Here is a 25408-nt window from a genome sequence, read left to right on the forward strand (position 1 = left end):
CCCTGGTTATTTGTGGCTGGCTTTACCCAACGCCTTGGCGACCAGTTGTTCGTAAAGTTCGGCGTACGGTTCAACCGCTTTGCTCCAGTTGAACGGTGCAGCCATGGCGCGGCAGCGCATGGCATTGAGCAGTTCCGGGAAGGCGAAGACCTTGAACGCGCGGCTCAGGGCTTCCTTGTAGCTATCAACGGTGGACTCATCGAAGAGGAAACCGGTGACGCCGTTTTCAATGGTGTCGGCCAGACCGCCGGTGTTGCGCGCGACCGGCAACGAGCCGAAACGCTGGGCGTACATCTGGCTCAGGCCGCATGGCTCGTAACGCGAAGGCATCAGGAGGAAATCGCTGCCGGCGAACATGCGTCGGGCATCGGTCTCGTTGAAGCCGATGCGCACGCCGATCTGGCCAGGAAAGCGCAGGGCCAGTTCACGCATGGCTTGCTCTTCTTCCGGCTCGCCGCGACCAATGATCGCGATCTGACCACCGTTCTGCACGATGAACTCGGACACCGCTTCGGTGAGGTCGAGACCTTTCTGATAGACCAGGCGCGAAACCACGGCGAACAGTGGGCCGGTAGAGTCATTCAGGCCGAACAGCTCACGGACGTGGGCGGCGTTGACCGCTTTGCCTTCCCAGTCGCCGATGGCGAACGGGGCGAACAGGTGCGGGTCGGTCGCCGAATCCCAGCTCTCGTCGATGCCGTTCGGGATACCGCTGAGCAGGCCTTGCTGGGTCTTGGCGGCAAGGAAACCGTCGAGGCCGCAGCCGAAGTCCGGGGTGGTGATTTCTTGCGCATACGTCGCGCTGACGGTGGTGATGTGGCTCGAATAGGCCATGCCGGCCTTGAGGAACGACATCTTGCCGTAGAACTCCATGCCTTCCTGTTGCAGGGCATGGGTGGGAATCCCCAGCTCCGGGCAGGAACCGAGGCTGGTAACGCCCTGGTAGGCAAGGTTGTGAATGGTAAACAGGGTCGGCGTGCGCTGCCCGCGCCAGTGCATGTAAGCGGGCGCGAGGCCAGCCGGCCAGTCATGGGCGTGCACCAGATCCGGGCGCCAGTGGATTTGCGCAAGGTTGGCGGCGATGTCGGCAGCGGCGAGGCCGAGACGGGCGAAGCGGATATGGTTGTCCGGCCAGTCGCGACCGTTGTTGGCGCCGTAAGGGCCACCTTCACGCTCGTAGAGTTCAGGGCAGATCAACACGTAGATCACCAGGCCATCGGGCATGTCCATGCGACCGATCTTGCAAGGTGGCAGCGCAGCGTGGCCACCCAGTTCGCCGATGATGTGAATCGGGTTTTCGCTGTGCACCACTTGCGGATAACCGGGGATCAGCACCCGCACATCATGCAGATGGGCCATGGCCCGGGGCAGGGCGGCGGAGACGTCACCGAGGCCGCCAGTCTTGACCAGATCGGCGATTTCCGAAGTCACGAACAACACTTTTTTCTTGTTGGGATTCTGGCTTGCTACAGGAGCAAGCGTCTTGGTGCCGGGTACGTTGATCTGTCGGCTGCCGGGAACACTGATGGTGCTCGATTCTCCAAGCGACTGGTGAGCACGCTCTCCCTGAATATCCAATGCCGCACTGATCATATGTATCTCCCGTGTGTGATCTGATTCTTGTCTCGAACAAGCTGTTTCGTGGCCAAGTCCTGTGGCCGGGCGCAAAGGCGCCACGCATCGGTGAGCAAATGCTGACCCAACACGCGCAAGCAGAATGGGTGGTGAGGCCGTTGCAAGGATTACACCAGTCGCTTTCGCCCAGTTGTTCTGATGACCTGTGGCGTGAAGCAAAAGTTTCGACTTTTTTTCGTCGGTATGACCGAGTGGTTTGGCCACTGAAAAATGAGTCTAGGCCAGATCCTAGAGCGGGTCGGGGCAAATGGGTAAATTGTTCGACAATCGGTTGTGTCGGGATGTAAGCGAGGGTTCAGGAGCGGAAACGCTCCGACGAAGGGCATGTTTTTCGGTCGGAGTGGGCCAAAACGGTGACTGGGTAGTCACGGTTTTGTGCTAGGGGACGGGCCGGTTGCACCGTTGTGGTGCGAGGGTATTTCAGAGCGGTATCTGAGATGAGACCTTCGCAAGAGGCTCGCTCCCACATTGGAACGCGTACAACCTGTGGGAGCGAGCCTGCTCGCGAAGAGGCCTGTTGCAGCAACTGAACTTTAAAGTGATGGAATCAATTCAACAGACGCACCGGCTCCCCAGCTGCCCAACCCTGAATATCCTCGATCATCTGCCGGAAGAACTGTTCGTAATTCTGCCGACTGACATAGCCCACATGGGGGGTAGCGAGGACATTGTCCAGCGTGCGAAACGGGTGCAGGGCCGGCAAAGGCTCTTGTTCGAACACGTCCAGCGCCGCCCCGGCAATGCGCCGTTTCTGTAGCGCCTTGATCAACGCCGCTTCATCGACGATCGGCCCGCGAGCAGTGTTGACCAGCAGCGCGCTCGGTTTCATCCACTCCAGCGCCTGGGCATCAACCAGACCGCGACTGCGTTCGCTGAGCACCAGATGCACCGACAGCACGTCGGCCTGTTCGAACAATTGCTGCTTGCTGACGTACGTCACGCCGACCTGTTCCGCGCGTTCGGCGGTGAGGTTCTCGCTCCAGGCGATCACCCGCATGCCGAACACCTGGCCGAACTGCGCGACCCGCTGGCCGATGCTGCCCAAACCCAGGATTCCCAGGGTCTTGCCATGCAGATCGCCGCCGAGGCCCTGTTGCCACTGGCCGGCGCGCAGGGCATTGGCTTCCTTCACCAGATCACGGGTGGCCGCCATGATCAGCGCCCAGGTCAGTTCCGGTGCGGCATGTTTGTAACTGTCGGTGCCGCAGACCTTGATGCCCAGCGCTGCAGCGGCCGGCATGTCCAGCGCCGCATTGCGCATGCCGCCGGTGACCAGCAACTTCAGATTGGGCAAGCGTCCGAGCAAGTCGGCGTCGAAACGCGTGCGTTCGCGCATGACGCAGATCACCTCGTATTGGCCGAGGCGCTCGGCCAGTGTCGCGTTGTCGGCCGGGTAATCATGCACAAAGGTCACTTCACCGATGCTCTCCAGCACGGACCAGTCGACCACGTCGCGTGCCACGTCCTGCCAGTCATCGATCACTGCAATCTGCACCGTCATCGGCTTACCTCATCATGGAGCGGAAGGAGTCTTGCCCAGCCAACCGAGCAACGCCTGATGGAATTTCTCCGGTTCTTCCATTTGTGGCGCGTGGCCCATGCCCGGGAATTCGATCAGCGTCGACTGCGGAATCAACTTGGCGACCTGTTTGCCGAGCACCTCGTAGTGGCCGATTTTCGCTTTGACTTCCGGCGGTGCGAGGTCCTTGCCGATGGCGGTGGTGTCGGAGGTGCCGATCAGCAACAGGGTCGGCATCTTCAGGTCCTTGAACTCGTAGTAGACCGGCTGGGTGAAGATCATGTCGTAGATCAGCGCCGAGTTCCACGCGACCTGGGTCTTGCCCGGACCTTTGCTCAGACCGGCGAGCATGTCGACCCAGCGATCGAATTCGGGCTTCCAGCGGCCGTCGTAATAAGTGGTGCGCTCATAGTCGCGAATGCCCTTGGCCGTGACCTTCAACTCACGCTGATACCACTGATCGACGGTGCGATACGGAACGCCGAGGGCTTTCCAGTCTTCCAGACCGATCGGGTTGACCATCGCCAATTGATCGACCTGCTCCGGGAACAGCAGCGCATAACGGGTGGCGAGCATGCCGCCGGTGGAGTGGCCGAGCACAGTGGCTTTCTGAATGCCCAACGCCTTGAGCAATTGCTGGGTGTTGGTCGCCAGTTGCTGGAAGCTGTATTGATAGTGCTCGGGTTTGCTGGAGGTGCAGAAGCCGATCTGGTCCGGCGCAATCACGCGGTAGCCGGCGTCGCTCAAGGCCTTGATCGAACTGTCCCAGGTCGCCGCGCAGAAATTCTTGCCGTGCATCAGCACCACGGTGCGGCCGTTGGCCTTGCCATTGGCGGCGACGTCCATGTAACCCATTTGCAGTTTCTGACCCTGGGATTCGAAGGCGAAGTGTTTAAGCGTGTAGGGGTATTGGAAACCTTGCAGCTCCGGGCCATAGGCAGGCCCTTCGGCGGGGGCGGTTTCAGTGGCTGCGTGCGCCATTAATGGCAGGGCAGCGCTGAGGACGAGGCCGGGCAGCCAGCGGGAAAGCGTGACGGACATAAGCACAAACTCCTTGAAAATTGGCCGACTCTGGAAGGTCGGGATTACGCCGACGTTAAACAAAGGCAATCACAGCGAAGGTTGGTTCAACCGAGCCAGCCCAGGGTCAGCAAGGCCAGCACGCCATAGCGCACGCCTTTGGCCAGGGTGACGATCAACAGAAAGCGCCCGAGCGGTTCGCGCATGACGCCGGCAATCAAGGTCAGCGGATCGCCGATCACCGGTAGCCAACTGAGCAGCAGCGACCAATGCCCATAGCGCTCGTAGTGCTTGCGCGCCTTGGCCATGTGCTCAGGGCTGACCGGGAACCAGCGTCGATCCTGAAACCGCTCGATGCCCCGTCCCAGCCACCAGTTGACCAGCGAACCGAGCACGTTGCCCAGCGTCGCCACCGCGAGCAAACCCCACAGCCAGTAACGCTCGCGGACGATCAGGCCGACCAGCAGCGCCTCGGACTGCAACGGCAACAATGTCGCCGCGCCAAACGCAGCAAAGAACAGGCCGAAGTAGGCTGCCCCCATCAACGGGCCGGGTAGTCCGCCACTACCACATCCGCGCCGTCCTTCTTCAGGCCGATGACCTGATACGCGTCGCTCATGCCGTCCATTTCCATGCCCGGTGAGCCCATTGGCATGCCCGGTGCAGCCACACCCAGCAGATCGTCGCGCTTGCTCAACGCAAGCACCTGATCGGCCGGCACATGGCCTTCAACGAATTTGCCATTGATGATCGCCGTGTGGCAGGACGCCAGACGCGGTGGTACGCCGTGCTGCTGTTTAAAGCTGCTCATGTCGCTTTCGACGTGGTCTTCGACTTTGAAGCCATTGGCTTCGAGATGGCTGATCCACTTTTTGCAGCAGCCGCAATTGGCATCGCGGTGCACTTCGATCGGGATCAGTTCGGCGGCTTGCGCCAGGGAGGAGATGAACAGGGCGCTCAGGGCGAGCAGACGCAGTTGGCTACGCATGGGAATGGGCTCTCGACTCGGTGGAGGTCAGCAAGAACGCATTTTGACCGGTTTTTCCATCCCGGCATCAACTGAGTGTTTCCAGTTACTACAAAACACCCGAACCATTGCAGGAGTGAGTCTGCTCGCGAATGCGGTTGACCAGCCGCAGATACAGTGACTGAAAAATCGCTTTCGTGAGCAGGCTCGCTCCCACAGGGGATTGGCGTAAAGGCCAAAATCCCGGTGGTCGCGGTTGGCTTAACTGACCTTGAACCGCCCCATGATCGCACTCACGCGGCTGTTGGCTTCAAGCAGCTGGCGGGTATTCAGCTCGCTGGCCTGGCCGCTCTGCACCAGTTCATCGACCATGTGGCGAATCTGCACCATGCTGCGGTTGATCTCTTCGGTCACTGCGCTTTGCTGTTCGGCGGCGGTGGCGATCTGCGTGCTGAGGCTATTGATGTGGCTGACCGAACCGGCCATTTCGTCCAGCCCCGAGTTGACTCGGGCGGTGGCGTCAGCGGCGGACTGGCAACTGGCCTGGGTGTTTTCCATGGCGCTGACCGAGGAACTGACGCCTTGGGTCAGACGGGTCAACATCTCGTTGATTTCCGAGGTGCTGGCCTGAGTGCGGGCGGCGAGGGCGCGGACTTCATCCGCCACCACCGCAAAGCCGCGACCCTGTTCACCGGCACGCGCCGCCTCAATCGCCGCGTTGAGGGCGAGCAGGTTGGTCTGCCCGGCAATCGCACCGATAACACCGAGGATTTCGGTAATGCGCTGGGCATCCTGCTGCATGTTTTCAACTTTGTGTGTAGCGCTGGCCACTTCGTCGATCAGCGCGACCACGCTGTTGGTCGCTTCACCCACCACGACGCGCGAGCGATCGGCGTTTTCATTGGCGCGCTGGGTGAACGCAGCGGTTTCAGCGGCATTCTGCGCCACGCTTTCAGCGGTGGAGCTCATTTCGGTAATGGCGGTGACGGTCTGGTCGGTTTCCGAGGCGTGACGCAGCAGAATCTGGCTGGTGTGCGCCGAAGTGCGTTGCAGATTGTCGAGGCTGGAGGCCATGGCGCCGGTGGCCTGGGTGACTTCGCCGATCATGTTCTGCAAATAGACGATGAAGGTGTTGACCGAATGGCCGATGGCGCCCAGTTCGTCCTCAGCGCGAATGGTGATGCGGCGGGTCAGGTCGGCGTCACCGCTGGACAGTGAATCGATGTTGGCTTTCAGAGCCTTCATGCGCTGTACCAGTTTGCGAATCGCGTAAACCTGCAACAGCACCAGCAGGATCACCAGCGGTATCTGGATCAGGCTGAGACTGTTGAGCACATCGTCACGCTGGGCGGTGAGCATTTTGGTCGGCAGGGCGGTGGCGAGGAACCACGGTGTGCCCTCGATAGGGCGCATGAAGAATGTGGCGTCTTCACCGTTGTTGTCGAACTCGACGCGTTGCGCTTTATCGCGGTTCTGCAGGCCGGTCTTGATCTGATTGATGAAGGTCGAGCTGGCCGCGAGTTCGCTGATGTTCTTCAACACGATCGGACCGCTGATGCGCGAGCTGTTACTGATGATCTTGCCGTCAGCCTCGACGATGAGCATTTCGGCGTTGAGGTCTTTTTCCTTGCGCGCCACCAGGTCGTTGAAGAAGCCCAGGGTCACGTCGATGGTCGAGACGCCCCAGGCGCTGCCGTTCTTGTAGATCGCCATGGCGCAGTTGGTGCGCGGCTCGGCACTCGCGTCGTCCTTATAGGCAGCGGCCCACGCGCACTGACCGCGCGGAGTGGCCATGCCGCCCTTGTGCCAGCTCTGGTCGTAGTAGTTCGGTGCGGCGTCGCTGTTCCAGAAGGTATTGACCTTGAGCTGACCCGAGGCGTCGCGATGCCAGAAAGTGCTGAACTTGTTGCGCCCGGCTTCGCGCTGGCCGGGCAACGGCCAGATACCGCCGCCAAAGACTTTCAGTTCGCCGTACTGATCCACCAGCCCTGGCAGCACCACGTCGATGGCGGCGCTGTCGAGCAGGGGGATGGTCTGGGTGATGCTGCGTTGCTGCGCCTGCACCTTGTTCAGTTCGCCCTGAATCTGCACGGCGACTTCGGCGATGCGGTTGAGCACGACCTTCTCTTCGGTATCGCGCAGGGTCGGTGCGACCAGTTGGCTGATGCCGACCACGGTCAGCACGGACAACAGCAGGATGAACAGAATCAGAAACAGCGTGTAGCGAGCCTGAATAGTGCGCAGTGCGGGCATGGAACTGATCCTTGAGCGGCGTTTTTGTTGGAGGGCAGGAATAAAACAGGGCGGGTATCACAGCGTATCGTCGTTACGGGCGGAAGCTTTAGGTACTTGCGCGCCGAAAGAACTCAGGGCGATGACCGGTTGGTATCGGGATTGGTACATCCCTCGCAATCGCCACAGTTGTTACATCCTGATGACGGCGCTGAAGCAATGTTTGCGGGCCTTAAGCTCGGTGTCATGAATGTACGAGATTTGTAAAAAAGCGCACAAAAGGGTTGGTTGGATCAGGCGAAGCGGCCGATACTCGCGCCCATTCAATTGGTTGGAACAAGGACATTTCATGCTCATTGCACAAGGAATCCTCGCATGACGATCGGCTATACCGGCGCCTGGGAAAGCAAGGCGGGCGTAATGGTCCGTGATACCGGCGCGAAAAAGCAGGTTTCGCAGAGCGTCAAGGTGCAGCAGATGCTGACCCTGGTCGGCAACGATCCGAATGCGCTTAACGTCGCGGAGATGGACAAACAGGGTTTGCGCAAGCAGATCAAGGGCTTTGATCCAGCCAACGTCTCCGTCAAGCAGTTGGGCAACCTCAGCGAGTTCCTGCGCGGGCGCGGCCTGATTTCCGAGATCACCTCGATCACCTTGCTCAATGCCGGCGACAAATTCGACCGCTTCGGCGTGCAGAAAGACCCGGAGGCGAAGTTCAACGCGCTGGAATATTTCGCCACGCAGCTCGATGCTATCCAGACCAACAGTCTCAATGGCAATTACTACGGCAAGAGCCTGATTCCCGAATTCAAGAAAGCCATTTACGTCCTGCAGAATCTCAAGACCTATGGCGAAGGCAATGCGGCAGTTCCGTCCGACAAAGGCCTGAAGGCAAAGGCCTGACATCTGCCGATGAAGCCCGCTCATCCGTGTGCGGGCTCGGGCTGTTTACACCGCAGCCATGGCTCGCCCAGTGAGTTGACGTTGTGCCTGGTCGTGTAACTGCTGCATGTGCGGGCAATGCAATGTCAGCTTGCGCGTGCGGTAGCCGCGATGAAACAACGTCAGCCAGCCTCCTCCATTGTCTTGCGCAGGCGCCAGACCGGTGAAAGCAAAACCTATGGCGTTAAGACTGTGCAGATCCACGGCAAACTGTCGGGACAGCTGCAAACGAATCGAAATCAGCCAATGCCCGGGCAACGTTCTCAGCTGATCGAGCAGTTCCGGTTCGAGTTTTTCCACGAGCATTTCATGGCGATTGCCGTGTTGTTGAACCTGAACCGAGGGCCCGCGCCAGCATGCTGCACTGGGAGAACAGCCAAACGCCGCCGTCATACGCTCCATGAACGCACGGTAGCGGGTTGGCCACGGCTGCTCCGGCAGCGGACGCTGATAGCCGTCTATGGCGCGGACACCCAAGACGATCGACTCCGGTTTTTTGCAGCCGAAGGGCGAACGGACAAAGTCCGGCAGCAATCCAGTGTTGTGAAAACCGAGACTGATCGCCATGCGTTGAGTGTAAGGGTGATGGGTGACCTGTTTGATCGAAACGCTGCGACAACTCAACGCCTGTGCATGAGTCAGCAGTTGCGCGCCCAGCCGCGTAGCGATGTTCTTGCCGCGGGTATCGGGATGTACGACGCTCAAGGCCAGTTCGGCATCGTGCGAGCTTTCGCTCTGCCGATACAAAGTGGCATGGCCAAGAATCCGTTCACCCTCGACCGCAACCAGTGAGTGCCAGCGCTTGGCTGCGTGGTTCTGATTGATCAGGCAGGGCAGGTAGACGTCGCTTTGCACGTAATGATCGCCGTACACCTCGCGAAACAGTTCGCTGACGGCCGTGGCGTCGCTCTCACGGTAATTGCGCAGGATCAACGGTTCCATCACGCACCTCCCTGTCATGTTGGTCATAGCATCGATGATCGACGATTCGCAGGCTTTTACCTGCGCGAGGATGGCGCACGAGATCCTCGAAGCCGCAGCTCTGGATACGCAGCTCCAGCAGTCGAGCGTCTCGCAGTGGGGTTATCTGCGGGTAAAGTTCGATCAAACGAGTCTCAAGTGTGCCGTCAATGCCGGACGATCGTGCGTTCGCCACATATTTCAATGTCAGCACATCCCTGTCGTCGACCTGTTCAATCACCAATTGCCAATCGTCGCTGCCAGTCGTGCACCTTACGGTGTCGCTGATTTCATCCGTCATCAGCGACAGGATCCCGACCCGCACGCGCTGGCTGCTACAGCTGCGGCCCCTGAGCGCGAATTTGCGTTGCGCCGTGCCCACCGGTTCGCGCCAGCACGCCAGGTCACCCACGGGATAGCGGATCAGCGGCATCAAACGGCGATGGAGGTTGGTCAATACCAGCACACCGGTTTTGTCGCAGTCATCGATCCGTGCCCCTGTGTGCGGGTCGATGATCTCCAGCAGAACGTGGCCGTCAGGCGTGCGGTGTTCGCCCTCCATGCAGTCACGGTGGCTGGCACCGATAAATCCACCGTCGACGCTGGCGTAGCCAATGGAGGCAATGCGCGCATTGGGCAGCACTTGCCGGAGCAGTTGCCGTTGCGAGGCGAACAGGCTCTCCCCGCCGTACAGCACGCTGTCAATCATCGGCAATACCCGCTTGTGTTGCTTGAGCCAACCGGCAAAGGTCAATAGCTGCGCGGGCGGGCCGGCCAGCACGTTGATCCGGTGTTGCCCGATGGCATCGGCCAGCCTCGCCGGGTCAACGTCACCGGTAAACGGAAATTCGGTGACAGCCGGTGTAACGTGGGCCAGGGAATCGTGGATAAACAGGAAACTGGCATAGAGGTCGCCGGCGAAAAACAGATTGGCTACTCGGTCGCCGGGGTTGAATTGCGCGCTGAGACTGCGGCCGAAGTCCTCGGCCGTGCGTTGCCATTCAGCGCGCGTATAGACCGACAGTCGGCCGCCCCCGGTTGACCCGCCGGTCTTGAAGACCAGCGCAGCCCGTACGGGGGCAGTCAAGACTGCCCATTCATCAAGGTTCTCGCTGCCAGTCCAGAATCCTGCAGGATCGAGCACAGGCCATTCACTCAGTCGGTTGAGCGCCTCAGGAACCTTGGCGAGACAGTTGTTGTAGTAGGGCGAATGCTGACGGACAAAGCCCATCAATTCGCCAATCGGGTCGTTTTTTTTCACGATGTCTTCTTCTTGTTTCGAATAAGCCAACTCACGTTCGAACGTCAGCGGCGAGAGTCAATGACCAACGGCGTCTTGCCGCTGTATTTGTTCTGAATAAAGGTCACGGGCAAGCATTGTTCTATGTGCAGAACCAGTACTCCGGTGTCGACGGCGCTCATCAGGGTCGAATTATTGGCGAGCCGTGCCCTGACCGCGTCGGCTGCAAGTTCGCTGTGCACTTGCAGCCGCTCGATGCCCTCTGCGCTGTGGTCCAGACGCAACTGAAACGGAACTTGCAGTCGTGTCGCCAGTTCGCTCAGAGAGATAAAGTAAGTGCCGATACGCAGCAGCGTGCCGTGGCGTTGCAACAGTTCGAAGCGCGGCGACTGCAGTCCGCAGGCGCAAACGCCCGGCAGCCAGCGCCCGGTGTCGCCAAGCTCATAACGCTCAACGATCTGACCGCCGTCGCGGGCGAGGGAGGTCACCACCAGCCGGCCGACTTGATCATCGACAATCGTTACATCCTCATCGAACGCGACGACTTCCAGCTGCTGGATATCATTCATCAAATGGAACACCCCGTCCGCTGAAGCCTGGCACGCATGGCCAAGCGGGCCGGCATCGACGCTGCCGTAGATCGCCGAGCGAATGAGCACGACGCCACAACTGCGCAGCAATTCACGGTTCTGCTCGCTGAGGTGCTCGCCACCCATGAAGACCTTTTCGACCCCGCCATAAGCGCGCAGACGCTCCTGCTCGTTGAGGAACAGGCGATGCAGCGTGCCGGGCATGCCGACCAGCACATTGACCCGCTGTTCGATGATCAATTGGGCAATTTCCCGATAGTCTTCATCGGCCGGGGCGGCCATGGGCAGATGCGTCACCTGCAGGCATTCCAGCGCTTTGTTGAGGCTCAGAAAACCGGCGTAGAGCCCGCCACAGTAGAACAGGTTCATGACCCGATCCCGCGCCGGATCGAGGCCGGCGGCGAACAGGCCGTCAGCCGTTGCGCGCATCTGACGATCGAAATCGCGATAGCTGTAGCCAGCCAGCGCAGGGGTGCCGTTACTGCCGCCGGAACGAAAATACAACTGCGCCTGAGCATTGACGGGTTGGGCGATGAAGGCCGCTTTGTCCATGATCGGAGCGCGCGACTTCGCCGGTAATGGCGCTACATCGAGACGGGCCTGTCTTGGCAATTGCGCGGTCGCCAGACTCACCGATACCCGCCGACTCAGACGTTGTAACGCATAGACGCCGTCATGGGGCTCGCCCTCGTAACCATCATGAATGCTGTCGATCGGTGCGATACGCGTAACCCCGGCTGCGATCAGCGTCCGGGTCAGCTCGACAATGCGCGGTTGCGCGCACACCAGCGCACAGCTTTGCAAGACGTTGCGCCATGGCTGCAGGGTGGCGGTCAGCAGTGCCATCGGCACGGGATGCAGCAGCACGCTACGAAACAGCGGCGACGGCGCAAGTTGCCGGTTATGTGCCCAGATCACCCGCCAGCCAGAGCCATTCCAGACCTGTCCGGTTTGCCCGGCAAAGCTCTGCGCCAGACTGGCCATTTGCGTGTGCATGGTGATCTGTGAAGCTTCCTGAAGCGTTGGTAACAAAGCGGGCCATTGTCCTGCACGTCGCTTTAGCGCCTGCGCCAGGCGTTCACCGATATCGCACAAAACCTGCGGATCGTCGCTGTCCACCAGCACCCACTGCGGGCTGGAACAGGCCTGCTGATCCAGGCGGCAGACTTCATCGGCCACGGCATCGAGCGCCTCGGGTGTGGTCGCTTCAGGGGTGAGATAGACAAAGCTGATGCGGTGCCCCCAATCAATCCAGCGACAACCCGGCGCCAACTGTTGCCGAATGGCTTGCAGCGCCGCTTCGCCACCCCACGCTGCGACACCGTTGGCATGCTTGCATAACTGGCCCGTCTGCTCGGAGCTCGCGGGGATAACCGCCACGTAACCGGGCAATTGCCCGCTCGCATCGCACGCTACCAACGCGCTCAGCAGTTGCGCCGTCAGGCCTTGATCGCTGCGGCTGGGTCGCAACCAGTTGATGTTGCCGGCCAGCAGACTTTCGACCACGGCGCAAAAGGCCAGAAGCGGCGCGTTGGCGGGCGTGATGTGCACCACCAGTCCGAGCGGACGCCAGGCTTCGAAGCGCGGCTGGCGATAATCGATACGGCGCAATGAATCGGCATCCGCGCCGAGTTCACGCTGGCGCTTGTAGAGCAAGGCCTCAGGCTGGCAGAAATCGATCAGGGCCTGACGTTGTTCAGGGTCGAGAGGCAGATCCGCGTTAGCGCTGCGCAGATGCTCGGCAAAGGCTGACACGGTTTTGATCACCGTGCTGCTGTCGAGTGATGCCTCCAATTGCTGCGGCAATGCCTGTTGCAAATGCTGCAGTGCGTCGTCGAGGCTATAAGTGTCGTGCAGTTGTCCATTGATCAAGTACATATCAGTGATTCTCCAGTAATTCAGCAGCCGCCAGTGCGCAGCTTCTGCCCGCCGTGGTGCCGGCGCGGCCGTGCAGTTCGAACCAGTCGCTGGTCAATCCGCAGCCGCAACTTGCGCCCGGGTGCAGCGTGGCCAGATCGCTCATGACCACGGCGTGAGCAGGGCTGGAAGCGATGTAAGGCGAGACGAACCCGAGCAGGCCTTGCTGGCCATAGGGCAGCAATGAAAAGTCCCGCGGATCGCGAATCAACACCCGCGAATACACCGGCGCATGAAAATGGTGATGGGCGCATTCGATGTAAGGCACGGCATGCTCGACAGCGCCGTAGCCATCTCGGCAGCGGACGGGGTCGATGCCCAGTTGCCGGTGGATTTGCGCATATAGCTGTTGCTTTGGGATTTCCTGCGCGGCCTGGGTTTTCCAGCCGCCGCCAAAAAATGCCAGCGAACCGGCGGGTAATTGCAGATCCTGCACAGCGGTAGCCTGCATGCGTTGCAGGGTCTGCCAGAGGAACGCCGGAAAGCCGAAAATTCTTACCGGCAAACCTTCTTCAGCGAACGACTGCAACGCGGCGATGACGCCGAACGCATCGAATTGATGGCCGCTGCCGGTAAGGCGCAAGGCATAGAACACGCGGTTGACCGGGGCAAACTGGCAGAGAAACTGGTCGGTGAAGGAAGTGCCGAGCGTTATGCGGCCCTCGGGTTCATGGCTAAGCAGCAGGTAGTTGCATGGCGTCTGCGGCGTGTCCCAGCCGTAATGGCGGAAGATCTGCGCGACCATGAATTGCGCGCTCGCCAGGCTGCGCTCGTCGTAGCGCATGCGGCTCTTCTGTCCGCTGGTGCCCGATGAAGTCAGTTCGAGGGCATCGGCGCCGGTACTGCTGAGCAAGAGGTGTTGCTTGAAGAAACTGGCGAAGATCGGCGGCAGTCGCGACCAGTCATCGAGCTTGTCGAGATCCTCGGGCGCAAGTGCATGGGCCTTGAGCCAGTGCTGATAGCCGGGCGTATGGGCGCAGTGGAAGCGGCTGATTTCTGCCATTGCCCGATCAAACAGATCGGGAATTGTGGAATCCGCGCAATAGGGATCCGTCAACGCGCACAGCGCGTCGGTAAAGGGCAAGTGAGTCATCAATGTTCCTTATTGAGGCGAAGCCACATCAGGCGTGGTGGTTTGCAGGAGGTGGTACATCAGGGGCAGGCACATCAGCCCGCCGAATGCGGCCCACATAGCGAAATATTCAAGACGGGCGCCGCCACCGATGGCGGCAATCAGCGAACCGCCGAGCCCCATGACGGCAATCGAAATCATGCCGGTCAGCGCCGATACCAGCCCTTTGCTGTCATCACTGGAAAACAGCGCCAGTCGATACACTGCCGCATTGCTCATGCCCAGCCCGACGGCGTAGAGCGCCACGCTGGCCACTACCGGTCCAGGTCCGGCACCGAGCAATGCGCACGCCGCCAACAGCAGCAGACCCAGACAGAACGGCCAGAGCGCCAGTTGAATCAATTGCTGCAATGAGTGGCTCTGCAGCAAGCGGTCGAGAATCAGATTGCCGGCGATCACCGCAGAAAATACCGGGATCTGCCACAGGCCATATTCCAGTGACGTCAGTTCCAGAACCCGCACCAGCAGCAACGGTGCGAGGCCGATCCAGGCAATCAGCGGCAGACTCATCAGGCCCAGCGCCAGACTGGCGCAGAGGAAGCGCGGATTGCCCAACAGCGCGGCGTAGCGCTGCGAAGTGCGGCGCAAGGAGAAAGGTACTTGGGGATTTCGATGCCCGTCGCGGCGCTCGACGCCTACGGTTTCCGGCATCCACAAATACAGACCGAGCCACACCAGCGCGGCGCCGCCGCCGAGCAGCAGAAAAATCTCGCGCCAGCTCAGCCATTCCAGCAGCACTATGCCAAGCAGCGGCCCGAGCAGCGGCGACAACAGAGCGACATTGCCCAGCAGCGCCATGAGCCTGACGGCGTCAGCTTCGCAAAAAACCTCCTGCAACGCCGGGTAGCTCACCGCTACGAGAAACCCCAGCCCCATGCCTTGCAACAGACGCAACAGGTTGAACGCTTCAATACTGTGGGTTAAAAAAGCTGCCGCGCACGACAAACCGAACAGTGCGCTGCCAATCAACAACAGCGGCCGGCGGCCGAATTGATCGGACAACGGCCCGAGGAACCACTGCAAGCAAACGCCACCCAGCAGATAAAGATTGAACGCATTGGGTACATGCCGCGAGTCTGCCTCGAGGTCGGTTGTCACGGCCAGCATCGCCGGCATGATCACGTCGCTGCCCATGTAGGTCAGGAGTTCGAAAGCGGTCAGCGCCAGACAGAAACCTGCCACTTGGCGGGGGCCGATGTTGATAAGTGTTCTCTGCATGAACATCCCTGTTTATCGGTTGTAGGAAGTTCGCAGAGCCTAGGCGCAGACCTGTGCCGGACCTAGCCGTTTGCTGCGTCAGCAGATTTCAAAAATTTACGGCATGTTTAAAGGGCTGGCGCAAAGCCAAACGTGTTTACCTTGGCTGGTGTTGTGGCAGAAACAACAATGCCCGCTTTGGCGCGGGCATTGTTTGCATGACATCAGGTGGACGGTTGAGCCCTCTTGCAGCCAAAACGCTTCGGCGGCTGTAACATGAGCGCCGTTTGCATCGACGCATGCCCGCAATCGGTCAAGCGCATGACATGCACGCGGATACACACCGGATTCATTCCATCGTTTCAGGAAACCGCAATGACCCAGAAGCAACGCTTGATTTATTCGATTCTGATCGCCCTGTCCGTACTGGCGATCATGCTGGGCCTGTCCTGGCTGCAAAACGCCGGCATGATCACCGAGAAAACTTTCCAGTACGTCGCGATCGGCGTGGCGGTGGTTGTCGTGGTGATCAATGGCGTGATGCGCCGCAAGGTCAAGCCGTAACGGCGAGCACCCGGTGCCTCATTCGTGGTTGAGGACCGCTGCAGCCTGCGGGTGCAGGCTGTAACTCTTGTCGGCGTTGAAGGTGATCACGCCTTCGGCGCACAAGCGTTTCAGCACTTCGCGCACGCTGAGAAACGACAACGGCACGTCCAGATCGAGCAACTGGCTATGCACTCCACGTACGCCCAGGCGACGATTGCTCTGTGCTGCCACGAGCAGGGCGTCGATGACTTTCAGGCGAATCAGGCTGGTGCGCAGGCCGAAACTCTTCAGTAGCACGCGAATACGCTCGTTGCCCGGACGCTCGCCGCGCTGGCTGAAATTGCCAGAGTGCGAACTCATGGAAACGCCCTGTGGCGTCTGGCTACCGTCCGTTGGTAGTTGCGAGTTGTACATGCGATTACTCCTTTTCAGAGCCAGATCGGGAAAGGTTTTGTTGCGCTCTCTAAACAAGACGTTTCAGCACGACAAATCATGAAAGAAAAGATGTAGAAATTTCGTCGCAAATTCGTTTCGGCCTTGTGATGCCGGCCTCGTCCCGAAGGATTGCCCGCTAAATTTTTTTCCTCAGCTTCGTTTCTTCGTCAGGCTCATTGCGCGTGGACGCAGGGGCAATCGACCTTTCGATCAGGAGCAAGCGTGATTATTTCCAGGCAACTCACCGGGCTGGCCCTCGCCAGCACCTTGTTCGGACTGAGCCTGTCGGCCCATGCACTGAGCCCGGCTGCACAAACCAGCGCCGATATTCGCCGCACCAGTTTCGGCGTGCCGCACATTCGTGCCGAGAACGAACGCGGGCTTGGCTTCGGCATCGGTTACGCCTATGCCCAGGACAACCTGTGCCTGTTGGCCAACGAGATCGTCACCGTCAACGGTGAACGCTCGCGTTACTTCGGGCCGGAACAGTTCACTGTCGAACAACGGGAAAACCGCGTCAGTGATGTGTTCTTCACCTGGCTCAATGCTCCAGAAGCGGTCGAAACCTTCTGGCAGGCGCAACCGGCGCAGGTCCGCGACCTGGTCGAGGGTTATGCCGCCGGCTACAACCGCTATCTGGGCGAACGGCGCCAGCAAGGATTGCCGCAGCAATGCCAGGGCGAGTGGGTACGTGATATCAGTGCCGAAGATCTGGTCAAACTGACGCGGCGCCTGTTGGTGGAAGGCGGGGTAGGGCAGTTCGCCGAGGCTCTGGCCGCCGCTACGCCGCCGCAAGCGACCGCACAGGTCAAGCAGGATGCCGAGGCGTTCCAGTTGGCCGACGCCCGTCAGCAACGTTTCGCCCTGGATCGCGGCAGCAACGCCGTGGCAGTCGGCAGCGAGCGTTCGTTCAACGGCCGTGGCATGTTGCTGGCCAACCCGCATTTCCCATGGGTCGGCGGCATGCGTTTCTATCAGATGCACTTGACCATCCCCGGCAAGCTCGATGTCATGGGCGCCGCTTTGCCGGGTCTGCCGATGATCAACATCGGTTTCAACCAGCATCTGGCCTGGACCCACACTGTCGACTCGTCGAAACACTTCACCTTGTATCGCCTGCAACTCGATCCAAAGGATCCGACCCGGTATCTGCTTGACGGCAAGTCGCTGCCGCTGAACAAACAGACGGTTACCGTGCAGGTCAAGCAGGCTGACGGCCAGGTCGTGCCAGTGAAGCGCGATATCTACAGCTCGCAGTTCGGTCCGATCGTGCAATGGCCGGGCAAGCTCGACTGGGACAAGCAATATGCCTACAGCTTGCGCGATGCCAACCTCGACAACGATCGCGTGCTCAAGCAGTGGTACGCGATGAACCAGGCCAGCAATCTCAAGGATCTGCAAAACGCTGTGCACGAAATTCAGGGTATCCCGTGGGTCAACACCCTGGCGGTGGATGACCAGGGCCAGACGCTGTACATGAACCAATCTGTAGTGCCGAACGTCAGCGCCGAGAAGCTGGCCAAATGCAGCGATCCGCGTGTCGGCCTGCGGATGATTGTGCTGGACGGTTCCAACAGCGGCTGTGCCTGGGACATCGATCCGCAAGCGGCACAGAAGGGCATTTTCGCGTCCAGTCAGTTGCCGCAATTGCTGCGCAAGGATTTCGTCCAGCATTCCAACGATTCCGCGTGGCTGGCCAACCCGGCGCAACCGCTCACCGGCTATTCGCCGCTGATCAGCCAGGAGGGCCAGCCACTGGGCCTGCGCTCGCGATTCGCACTGGATCGCCTCGATGTCTTGCGCAAAAAAGGCCCACTGGCAGTCAAGGATCTGCAGCACATGGTAATGGATGACCAGGTGTATCTGGCGACGCAGGTCATGCACGATCTGTTGAATTTTTGTGGTTCTGATCTGGGCAATGATGCGGCGAAACTGAAACCTGCCTGTGCCGCCCTCAAAGCCTGGGATAGTCGCGCCAATCTGGATTCCGGGCTCGGTCTGGTGCATTTCCAGAACATCATGCAAGCGCTGCTCGAATCGCCGGACATCTGGCGTGTTGCGTTCAATCCGGCAGATGCGCAAAACACCCCGCGTGGTCTGGCGGTCGAGCAGCCCGCAGTTGCCAAAGCGCTGCGCGAGGCCATGCTGGCGTCGGTCGAACTGACCGGCAAAATGGGCCTGAAACCAGGCACGCGCTGGGGCGATATTCAGGTGGTCAGCAGTGGCGGGCAGCAGACGCCGATTCATGGCGGGCCGGGGACGCTGGGCATTTACAACGCGATGCAGAGCGTGCCCCGTGAGGATGGCAAACTTGAAGTGGTCAGCGGCACCAGCTATCTGCAAGTGGTGAGCTTTGATGAAAAAGGCCCGCACGCCCAAGGGCTGCTGGCGTTCTCGTTGTCCAGTGATCCGATGTCGAAATACTCGCGGGATCAAACTGCTGCATTTTCGAAGAAGCAGTGGAGTGTCCTGCCATTCACTGAGCAACAGATCAAAGCGGACCCGCAGTATCATGTGCAGACGATCAAGCAGGATCAGGCAGGGAAGGTGGCAGCGCAGTAAACAGTCGTCGCCTGAAACAAACGAAGGCCGCCTCCCGCAAGGGACGCGGCCTTCAGCTTTTTGGTGGACGCTGCGGCATCGAATTGATTACCGGGTTGCCTTCTTTGTTGCGAGTCAGGTAGACCGGCAGTACTTTCGGCAGGCTGTTGGCGAGGTTGTTCATCTCTTTGATGTTGTAGACACCGCCCACGCGGATCGCGCCGGTACTGGTGTCGGCCAGCATCAACGGCTTGTCCAGGTAACGGTTGATCAGCGGCAGAGCGTCGTGCAGCGCGAGGTTGTCCAGTATCAGTCGGCCGCTGCGCCACGCCAGCGAGGTATCGCCGGGGTAGGTCTGGCTGATTTGCGGTGCGTAATCGCCATGTCGGTAGCGTGCCTGCATCGATGGACTCAGACGCAAGCCGTCGCCCGTCAGATCGCGATTGCTGCTGACCAGCACCGAACCCTCGACCAGATTGACCCGCACCTGATCTTCGTACATCCACACATTGAACCGGGTACCGGTCACGCGGATCTTGCCGTCACCAGCGCGCACCACAAACGGATGAGACGCGTCATGGCTGACATTAAAAAACGCCTCGCCCTTGTTCAGAGTGGCGCGACGTTCATTCTTGTAATTGCTGAAAGTCAGGTCGGTGTTCAGGTTGAGTTCCAGCTGGCTGCCGTCACTCAGAGTGATCTGACGCACACTATCGGTGGCGGCGTAATGCTGATAGCTGTTGGGTACCCAGCCCAGATTCCAGCCGCTGTAGGCCGCGAGCGGCAAGCCGATAGCGCAGGCGCCGGCGATTACGGCGAACTTGCGCCACGAACGCAAGGGCTTGCGCTGCGCCGCGAGCGCCTCGGGCTCGGTTCGAGGCAGATCCCCGGCGACTTCCCAGATTTCCTGCATCGCTTCGTATTCGAAGGCATGCAGCGGATGGGCTTCGTGCCAGGCTTCAAATGCGCGACGCTCCTCGTTCGAGCAGTCAGCGGCGTGCAAACGCATGCACCAGTGCGCGGCGGCATCGGTGATCGCATCGTATTCGGCTTCCGAGAGAGTGTCTTGGGTCATTGACTGGTCCTGATTTCGCTCATTCTAACCTTGCCGGCAGGCTGCCGAGAACATCTGTCATGGCATTTGCCCATCAAGGTGGAACTTATTTTTCCCTGTGGCGCCCAAAAAAACAGGAAGCAAATGCCTACTATCCATAAATGGAGTGAAAAAATGATCAAAAAGACATTCGCAGCCCTGATTGCCACCGCCGGTTTGCTCAGCGCCGGTGCCGCCCTGGCGGACAAGCCAGGCGCAGGCTGGATCACCATCGAAAAAGCCATCGAGGTCGCCAAGACCAAAGCCGGCTATGTCGAGGTCTATGAGATCGGCGCCGACAATGACGGCTACTGGGAAGGCGAAGGGCGCAAGGCCGACGGCATTGTCTACGAATTCCGCATCGACGGCGCCTCGGGTAATGTGCTCCGCGACCAAAAGGACTAAGCCTCAAAGACAGGCTGTTGTAATAAGTGCGCCGGCGTTTAGCCGGCGCACTTTTTTGTTTACGGTACAGATACCATCTGGCTTGAGACCGGCGCTGGCAGCGGAATGGGCGCCGGCAGGGGGTCCAGCTCTCGGCCCATTTCGCTGATGAGTAATGCGATCGAGTCGGCGTTGGCCAGTATCACGTCAACACGTGCCTCGTCAGAGACTGGACTGCGAAACGCCTTGCGTGCCTCGGCAAGGGTTTTGGTTTTAGTCAGGGTCAGAATTTTTTGATAGTCATCGGCGTGCGATGGTACCTGGTCGATGTCCACCCAGTTCCCCAGATCATCTTTCTCCAGGAACAACTTCGCAGGTGGTGTAGCGCGCGACAGCGATTTACGCAGGCGATCAAGATCATCCTTGAGCAACTGGCCGTCCGCAGTGGTGGTGTCGATAAGGCTGGGAAAGGGTGCCATCGCCTCTACTGCAGCCAGATCTTCGCTATCGCAGACCAGATGCGACAGTTCATGGAGCAGAATGACGGCCCGAGCGTGGGAGTCCACGTTGAATCTGGGAGGCAGAAACTCCGTATAGGCGTTCAGCCCCGGATTGAAGAAGTGCTGGGTAAAGTGGACGATCTTCTTGCTGTCCTGCTTGAAAACGAAGGCAACCGTATCGTCACCGTAGCGCTTGTTCAGGCCAGCAAAGAAGCGATCGGTGTAGAGCAAGTCATCCTTGGGATCCGTCAGCTCACGGCACAACGGGATGATGACCTTCTCGAACTTCCTCAGCAGCGCCGGCGTAACCTGTGCCACGTCAAAAAAATCCCTGAGCACTCGCTCAACCCGCGTGCCTCCCAGGTTATCGCGGTGAATGACGAAGTTATGCAGGCAATTGAGCGCGTAGGCTCTTGCCCGGATGACGGCCTGCTGTATCACGAAAGCCCTGGCGGGAGAGGTGCGGTTGATCTGTGCCATGCCTTTGGCCTGGACCTTTAGCACGACTGAGCGTTCCTTTTCGACATTTTCTTGCAATGTTTTCGGTCGCTTGCGTCGGCAGCGCTGCACGGTCTGGCCGTCGCGAGCAATGATCAGTCTTGAGTTTTTTTCCTCAAGTAGCGGTCCTGCACTGCCATCCTTCTTGCGCATAAACCATTTTTTTTCCGCCTTGACGACGGAATAGACCTTGCCGGCAATCGCGACATAATTTTTCGCGGTGGATGCGTCGCGATAAACCAGTTTACTGGCCTCAAGCTTGAGGCTGTTCAGCGCCTTGCTGGTTTCAAACGATTGCAAGCTAACACGAGCAGGGGCAGCGGGCGGCACTTTCGCCCAGCGCGCGGCGGCTTGTACCGTCGTGTCAGTAACGTCAGGAGTTTTTACCTCAGAGGCAAATTCAGAGGTTGCCGTTTCCGCCTCGGTTTCCCAGGACAAACGTCCCAGGCTGAACAGCGAGATTGCCCCCGCAATAAAGTTCTTCAGGCCCTGCGCCCAATGGTGATCCTGAAGGCCTTCGGCGGATTCCTTGAAGTCCTGATAGCTTTTCCAGAGAAAAAACAAAGAGGCGAGTTTGCCCGGCAACAAGTGCGGCACCAGGCGCACCCCGTGACTGAAGAGAAACTTTGCCGCTTCCCAATCCGCCTGGGCATTGATCTGTGGCTGACTTTTGAGCAATTGCAGCAGGAGGTTGAGGGTGTCTTTGTGAAACCGCTCGAGCACGTTGCTGCTGATAGCCTGACTTTCAACCGTGATCTCGCTGGGTTTGCCAATCGTCGTTTGTAACAGGTTCCTGAACACGGCCTGCTGGTCTTCAGGCAGACGCCGGATGATCAGATCCTGAAAATGCCCGGGAGTATTCAGTGCATCGATCAACTGCACCTCGTTTTCGAACTCGCGAAAAACGAATCTGGAATAGGGCGCATACAGCACCCTTGGCCCTGTTTGCCCCGATCCTGGCCCGATGACATATAGCCCGAGTGCGTCGACGGGATCAGCGCCACCGGTCTTGATCAATGATAGTGGGCAAACAATCGCGTGGGCTCCCTCGACCGTGGCGCGAGCTAATCCATCGGGCATGTCGAGCACTTGGCAAATATAGTCATAACCGTTCCCGGACAGTTGTTGCTGCAACTTCAATGCGTGCGCGTGTTGCATCAACTGCCAGGGCAACTGACGGACGAAACGTTTTTTACTGACGCGCGCAGCCTCATTGTCACCGGACAGCGCGGCAGTCACTTTGCGTGCATAGGTCGTGGCCACTTCCAGCGATTGCAGCAGTTGCCGCACGGCGGACTGATCGAAGTTTTTTGGTAAAGCCGTGGCTGTTTTCGCCGCAACCTTGAAACCGCTGCCCTGCACGGCGTTGTAGTGATGCAGGGCAAATTCCAGCAGGTCGCAGGCCGGGCCTGCAAGCGTCAGGTTCGGAGTGATCTGAATGTCCTGCGGCTTGAGTCGGTTATTGGGGTATCTGGTATCGAGCAGTGTCTTCAGCGTTTGCTCGATGTGGGTGGCCAGGGGCGGAACGCCCTCAAGGAAATCCTTGCCATCGATAAACGCGAGCCGCACTTCATCCAGCAGCGCTAGCTGCGTGTGCTGTTCCGTCATTGGGGCCATGCGCAACCAGTCGGGGTAGTCCAGATGACGGGCAACGCTACGGGCGATATCGATGGCTCGGCGCAGATTGGTATCGATGACGGTGGCTTTCATTTCGGCAAGTAACTTCGCCAGCGTGTCTTCGTCCTTGATGCACGTGCGTAATAGCTCACACTCGGCCATGTAATGTTCAATAGCCGATTGCATGCGATCACTCGACACACTCCCTTCTATCAACTCGAAATTGCCAAGCGTGTACTGCTGATCCAGGCGCCGTTGCCTCGTTGGCAGATTTTCCAGCAGGATTTGACTCTGGTTGTTGTCGTCGAGCCGTCGTTGCAGTTGTTTGCGCGCAGTCTCGATATCGTTGAAGGATTCCAGGCCATTGGCTGGTGTCCAGAGAATCGCGCGTCCGGAGTGCGCGACATCCATGCCACCGCGCTCGGTCAACAGCACACAATGAGCAAGCGGCAGTGCCTCACTCTGGCCGGCGCATTTCACGGTCATTGACCAGGCGTCCGGGCGAAAGCCATTGAGCGACTGGCGCTCGGCGCGTGTCGGGTGCCCTGTATCGAACACGGTATGGATAATCTTTCGTTCGGCCTCCAGCCACGAACCACTGAGAGTTCTCAGCTGTGCTTCGCCGCGCATAGCCGCCTCGAATGCCTGCGCCAGCTTCCAGCCAATGCTTTCTACAAAGCCGCGCTGCTCCCGACTGCTCGCGGTCGGCTGGTTCTTGAAGTTGCCGGTCAGGCTGTCCAGCGTTCGTTGCAGACTCGTCTGCAGTTGCTCGGCCTTGTCCGCCTGCACCAGTGACGATGGCGGCGCACTGGCAAACAAAGGTCGGGTGCTCCAGCGCTCATTGGCGTCAAGCCTGAGCAGGCGCTGATGGATCATTGACCGGATATCCAGCGCCTTGTCGAACAGCGCGTGAATATCGCTGGTGCGTTCGCTCTGACGAAACGACTGCAGGGCAAATTCAATGTTCTGCCGCTGTTTGGTGAGGACTGCCTCAAACAGGGTCGTCATGATTTCGCCGCCGATGTTTTCCCCTGACACCTGAGCATCGGTAAAACCAAGGTAGCGTTTGCGCTCCTCCAGGCTCATCAGCCCGTACAGTTCGTCTTCGTGTCCGGCAGCACCGAGTTTTGCCGTCAGTGTCTGTTTGAGATCGGCATAGTCATTGAGTACCTGCACGCCTTCGCTGGGCGTGTAGAGGTAGGCTTTGTCATGATTAATCATCAACGACCCGGCCAATTCGACCTGGACGCTGTCTTCGCGCAAGCACACGGTTTCGAAGGTTGGCCTGCGCACGGCTACGTTCGGCTCGCGGATCAGACTGTGCAGGGCGTCGAACTCACTGGCGGAGAGAATTTCCGTTTCGCGCTTGATCATCAAGTCCGCGCGCGCCTGATCCATCAGTGTCTGGGCGAAGAGGGTGCGTCGCGGCGAGCCCTCGAATGAAGCAGCATTCCAGTAACCTTCGAGCTGCCGAAACAACAGCATGGTCAGTTTGCCCGATGCGCAGTTGATTGCAGTCGCCCACGCTGATTGATCATCAGTGCCGGGGAGACGGGTGGGATGGGAAAATTCAACGGTCTGACCCTGCGGCCAGCCCTGACGGCGAAAATGCACCAGCAACGCTTCAGTCAGTGAGTGTGAATCAAGCCACTGTCTGTCTTGGCCGGAGGAGGCGGGTGTCTTGACGGTGTAAAAACCGACTCGGGTTTGCGACTGCTGCAGGTCGCCAAAATGTGGCTTGAGCAGATCGTCGAGAATTGCTTGCAGCAGTGTAGTGAGCGACGGCAAGCGTTTCAGTTCGTCCACGAGGTCGCGTGCGCAGGCTTCCTGCGAATCGGTGATTGCTGTTTGTTGATCCTCGAATACATCACCTGTGATGGTTTCGCGGGTGATGGTAATGCCGCGTTTCTCCACCAGCTCCTTGCGCAGCGAAACGTTTAGAAAAGCCAATAGATCGTCTTGCTCGTCTGCATTGTCGAGGCGCGCTTGCAACGCCTCCGTCAGCGCCTGGTCATCGCTGTATTTTTTCAAGCCGTCGTAGGGGGTGTACAGAAACATCCCGTCATCATCAGGCGCCGCGCCAAGAATGAAACTGCCAGCCAGAGGTACAGGCAATTGCTTGTCGGCGTTGAGCAGAATGCGTTCGGCCAGCATCGGCGGAGTTTGTGCGCTGCGCAGGGTCTGGGTGGCCAGCTGCACATGCGCGAGCCAAACAAAGTCTTTGCTGTTGAAACCGTGTGTTTTAGCCAGGCCGGCATGCAGGCCAGGGGATTTCAGAATGTCGGGGAACAGCAGTGGTGCGGTCGGACTGGACATCATCGGAGCTCTGAACGGGGCGCCATCAGGCAGGGACTCGACAGTAGGCCCCCAGCCCGGAGCAGGTGCGGTAGATGGATACCGCACGCGCCGGATCGAAATGTGAGGTCGGCGCCGCCAGCCATTG

General features: G+C 59.3%; 17 protein-coding genes and 2 pseudogenes. 4 read left to right on the forward strand and 15 right to left on the reverse strand.

The window, feature by feature from the left end; all coding sequences use genetic code 11:
- Positions 1 to 6 precede the first annotated feature (6 nt).
- The 7 genes and pseudogenes from glgA to OC605_RS28210 all read right to left on the reverse strand — a co-directional run.
- Positions 7 to 1593, reverse strand: coding sequence for a glycogen synthase GlgA (glgA, locus tag OC605_RS19515; protein ID WP_016774645.1), 1587 nt, complete (start codon positions 1591 to 1593; stop codon positions 7 to 9).
- A gap of 589 nt (positions 1594 to 2182) precedes the next feature.
- Entirely contained in the window at positions 2183 to 3136 is a 954-nt protein-coding gene (locus OC605_RS19520; RefSeq protein WP_262138905.1) for a D-2-hydroxyacid dehydrogenase family protein, read from the reverse strand.
- A 12-nt stretch (positions 3137 to 3148) separates the two neighbouring features.
- Positions 3149 to 4195, reverse strand: coding sequence for an alpha/beta fold hydrolase (locus OC605_RS19525; RefSeq protein WP_110603361.1), 1047 nt, complete (start codon positions 4193 to 4195; stop codon positions 3149 to 3151).
- Between the two features lie 86 nt (positions 4196 to 4281).
- A complete protein-coding gene (locus OC605_RS19530; RefSeq protein WP_262138907.1) occupies positions 4282 to 4716 on the reverse strand; it encodes a YqaA family protein in 435 nt (144 codons plus the stop codon).
- Positions 4716 to 5162 carry a DUF411 domain-containing protein gene (locus OC605_RS19535; protein ID WP_041480975.1) on the reverse strand — a complete coding sequence of 149 codons (447 nt, stop codon included), beginning with the start codon at positions 5160 to 5162 and terminating at the stop codon, positions 4716 to 4718. Before OC605_RS19535 ends, OC605_RS19530 begins: the two co-directional genes overlap by 1 nt.
- A 240-nt stretch (positions 5163 to 5402) precedes the next feature.
- Positions 5403 to 5930: pseudogene (locus tag OC605_RS28205) on the reverse strand (methyl-accepting chemotaxis protein); the annotation flags it as partial.
- A 333-nt stretch (positions 5931 to 6263) separates the two neighbouring features.
- Positions 6264 to 7394: pseudogene (locus tag OC605_RS28210) on the reverse strand (cache and HAMP domain-containing protein); the annotation flags it as partial.
- A gap of 354 nt (positions 7395 to 7748) precedes the next feature.
- Between OC605_RS28210 and OC605_RS19545 the strand changes: the two are divergent.
- Positions 7749 to 8276: a hypothetical protein gene (locus OC605_RS19545; protein WP_024012886.1), complete on the forward strand. Its 528-nt coding sequence runs from the start codon at positions 7749 to 7751 to the stop codon at positions 8274 to 8276.
- Between the two features lie 45 nt (positions 8277 to 8321).
- Here OC605_RS19545 and OC605_RS19550 read toward each other — a convergent pair whose 3' ends face one another.
- The 5 genes from OC605_RS19550 to OC605_RS19570 form a co-directional block, all read right to left on the reverse strand.
- Positions 8322 to 9257, reverse strand: coding sequence for a GNAT family N-acetyltransferase (locus OC605_RS19550; protein WP_262138910.1), 936 nt, complete (start codon positions 9255 to 9257; stop codon positions 8322 to 8324).
- Positions 9226 to 10506, reverse strand: coding sequence for a phenylacetate--CoA ligase family protein (locus OC605_RS19555; RefSeq protein ID WP_186567207.1), 1281 nt, complete (start codon positions 10504 to 10506; stop codon positions 9226 to 9228). The genes OC605_RS19550 and OC605_RS19555 overlap by 32 nt, the downstream gene beginning before the upstream one ends.
- Before the next feature lie 74 nt (positions 10507 to 10580).
- Entirely contained in the window at positions 10581 to 12983 is a 2403-nt protein-coding gene (locus OC605_RS19560) for an aldehyde dehydrogenase family protein (protein ID WP_262138912.1), read from the reverse strand.
- Between the two features lies 1 nt (position 12984).
- Positions 12985 to 14115, reverse strand: a complete 1131-nt coding sequence (locus tag OC605_RS19565) for an acyl-protein synthase (RefSeq protein ID WP_262138914.1) — start codon at positions 14113 to 14115, stop codon at positions 12985 to 12987.
- 9 nt (positions 14116 to 14124) lie between these two features.
- Positions 14125 to 15372 (reverse strand): MFS transporter, encoded by a 1248-nt coding sequence (locus OC605_RS19570; RefSeq protein ID WP_186566760.1) that lies wholly within the window; start codon positions 15370 to 15372, stop codon positions 14125 to 14127.
- A 354-nt stretch (positions 15373 to 15726) separates the two neighbouring features.
- Here OC605_RS19570 and OC605_RS19575 point away from each other — a divergent pair, with 354 nt between their 5' ends.
- Entirely contained in the window at positions 15727 to 15915 is a 189-nt protein-coding gene (locus OC605_RS19575; RefSeq protein ID WP_016770563.1) for a hypothetical protein, read from the forward strand.
- 18 nt (positions 15916 to 15933) lie between these two features.
- Here OC605_RS19575 and OC605_RS19580 read toward each other — a convergent pair whose 3' ends face one another.
- Positions 15934 to 16311: a fe2+ zn2+ uptake regulation protein gene (locus OC605_RS19580; RefSeq protein WP_133337893.1), complete on the reverse strand. Its 378-nt coding sequence runs from the start codon at positions 16309 to 16311 to the stop codon at positions 15934 to 15936.
- Positions 16312 to 16554: 243 nt separating this feature from the next.
- Here OC605_RS19580 and OC605_RS19585 point away from each other — a divergent pair, with 243 nt between their 5' ends.
- Positions 16555 to 18894: an acylase gene (locus tag OC605_RS19585; protein ID WP_262138918.1), complete on the forward strand. Its 2340-nt coding sequence runs from the start codon at positions 16555 to 16557 to the stop codon at positions 18892 to 18894.
- A 52-nt stretch (positions 18895 to 18946) separates the two neighbouring features.
- On the opposite strand, the gene OC605_RS19590 is transcribed toward OC605_RS19585, so the two are convergent.
- The gene (locus OC605_RS19590; protein WP_262138919.1) at positions 18947 to 19948 is read right to left on the reverse strand and encodes a FecR family protein; all 1002 of its coding nucleotides are present in this window, start codon (positions 19946 to 19948) and stop codon (positions 18947 to 18949) included.
- 153 nt (positions 19949 to 20101) lie between these two features.
- Here OC605_RS19590 and OC605_RS19595 point away from each other — a divergent pair, with 153 nt between their 5' ends.
- A complete protein-coding gene (locus tag OC605_RS19595; protein ID WP_041480965.1) occupies positions 20102 to 20371 on the forward strand; it encodes a PepSY domain-containing protein in 270 nt (89 codons plus the stop codon).
- A gap of 59 nt (positions 20372 to 20430) precedes the next feature.
- On the opposite strand, the gene OC605_RS19600 is transcribed toward OC605_RS19595, so the two are convergent.
- Positions 20431 to 25281 (reverse strand): dermonecrotic toxin domain-containing protein, encoded by a 4851-nt coding sequence (locus tag OC605_RS19600; protein ID WP_262138922.1) that lies wholly within the window; start codon positions 25279 to 25281, stop codon positions 20431 to 20433.
- Between the last annotated feature and the right edge of the window lie 127 nt (positions 25282 to 25408).

Source organism: Pseudomonas sp. Marseille-Q5117 (assembly GCF_946901175.1).
GTDB lineage: Bacteria > Pseudomonadota > Gammaproteobacteria > Pseudomonadales > Pseudomonadaceae > Aquipseudomonas > Aquipseudomonas iranensis.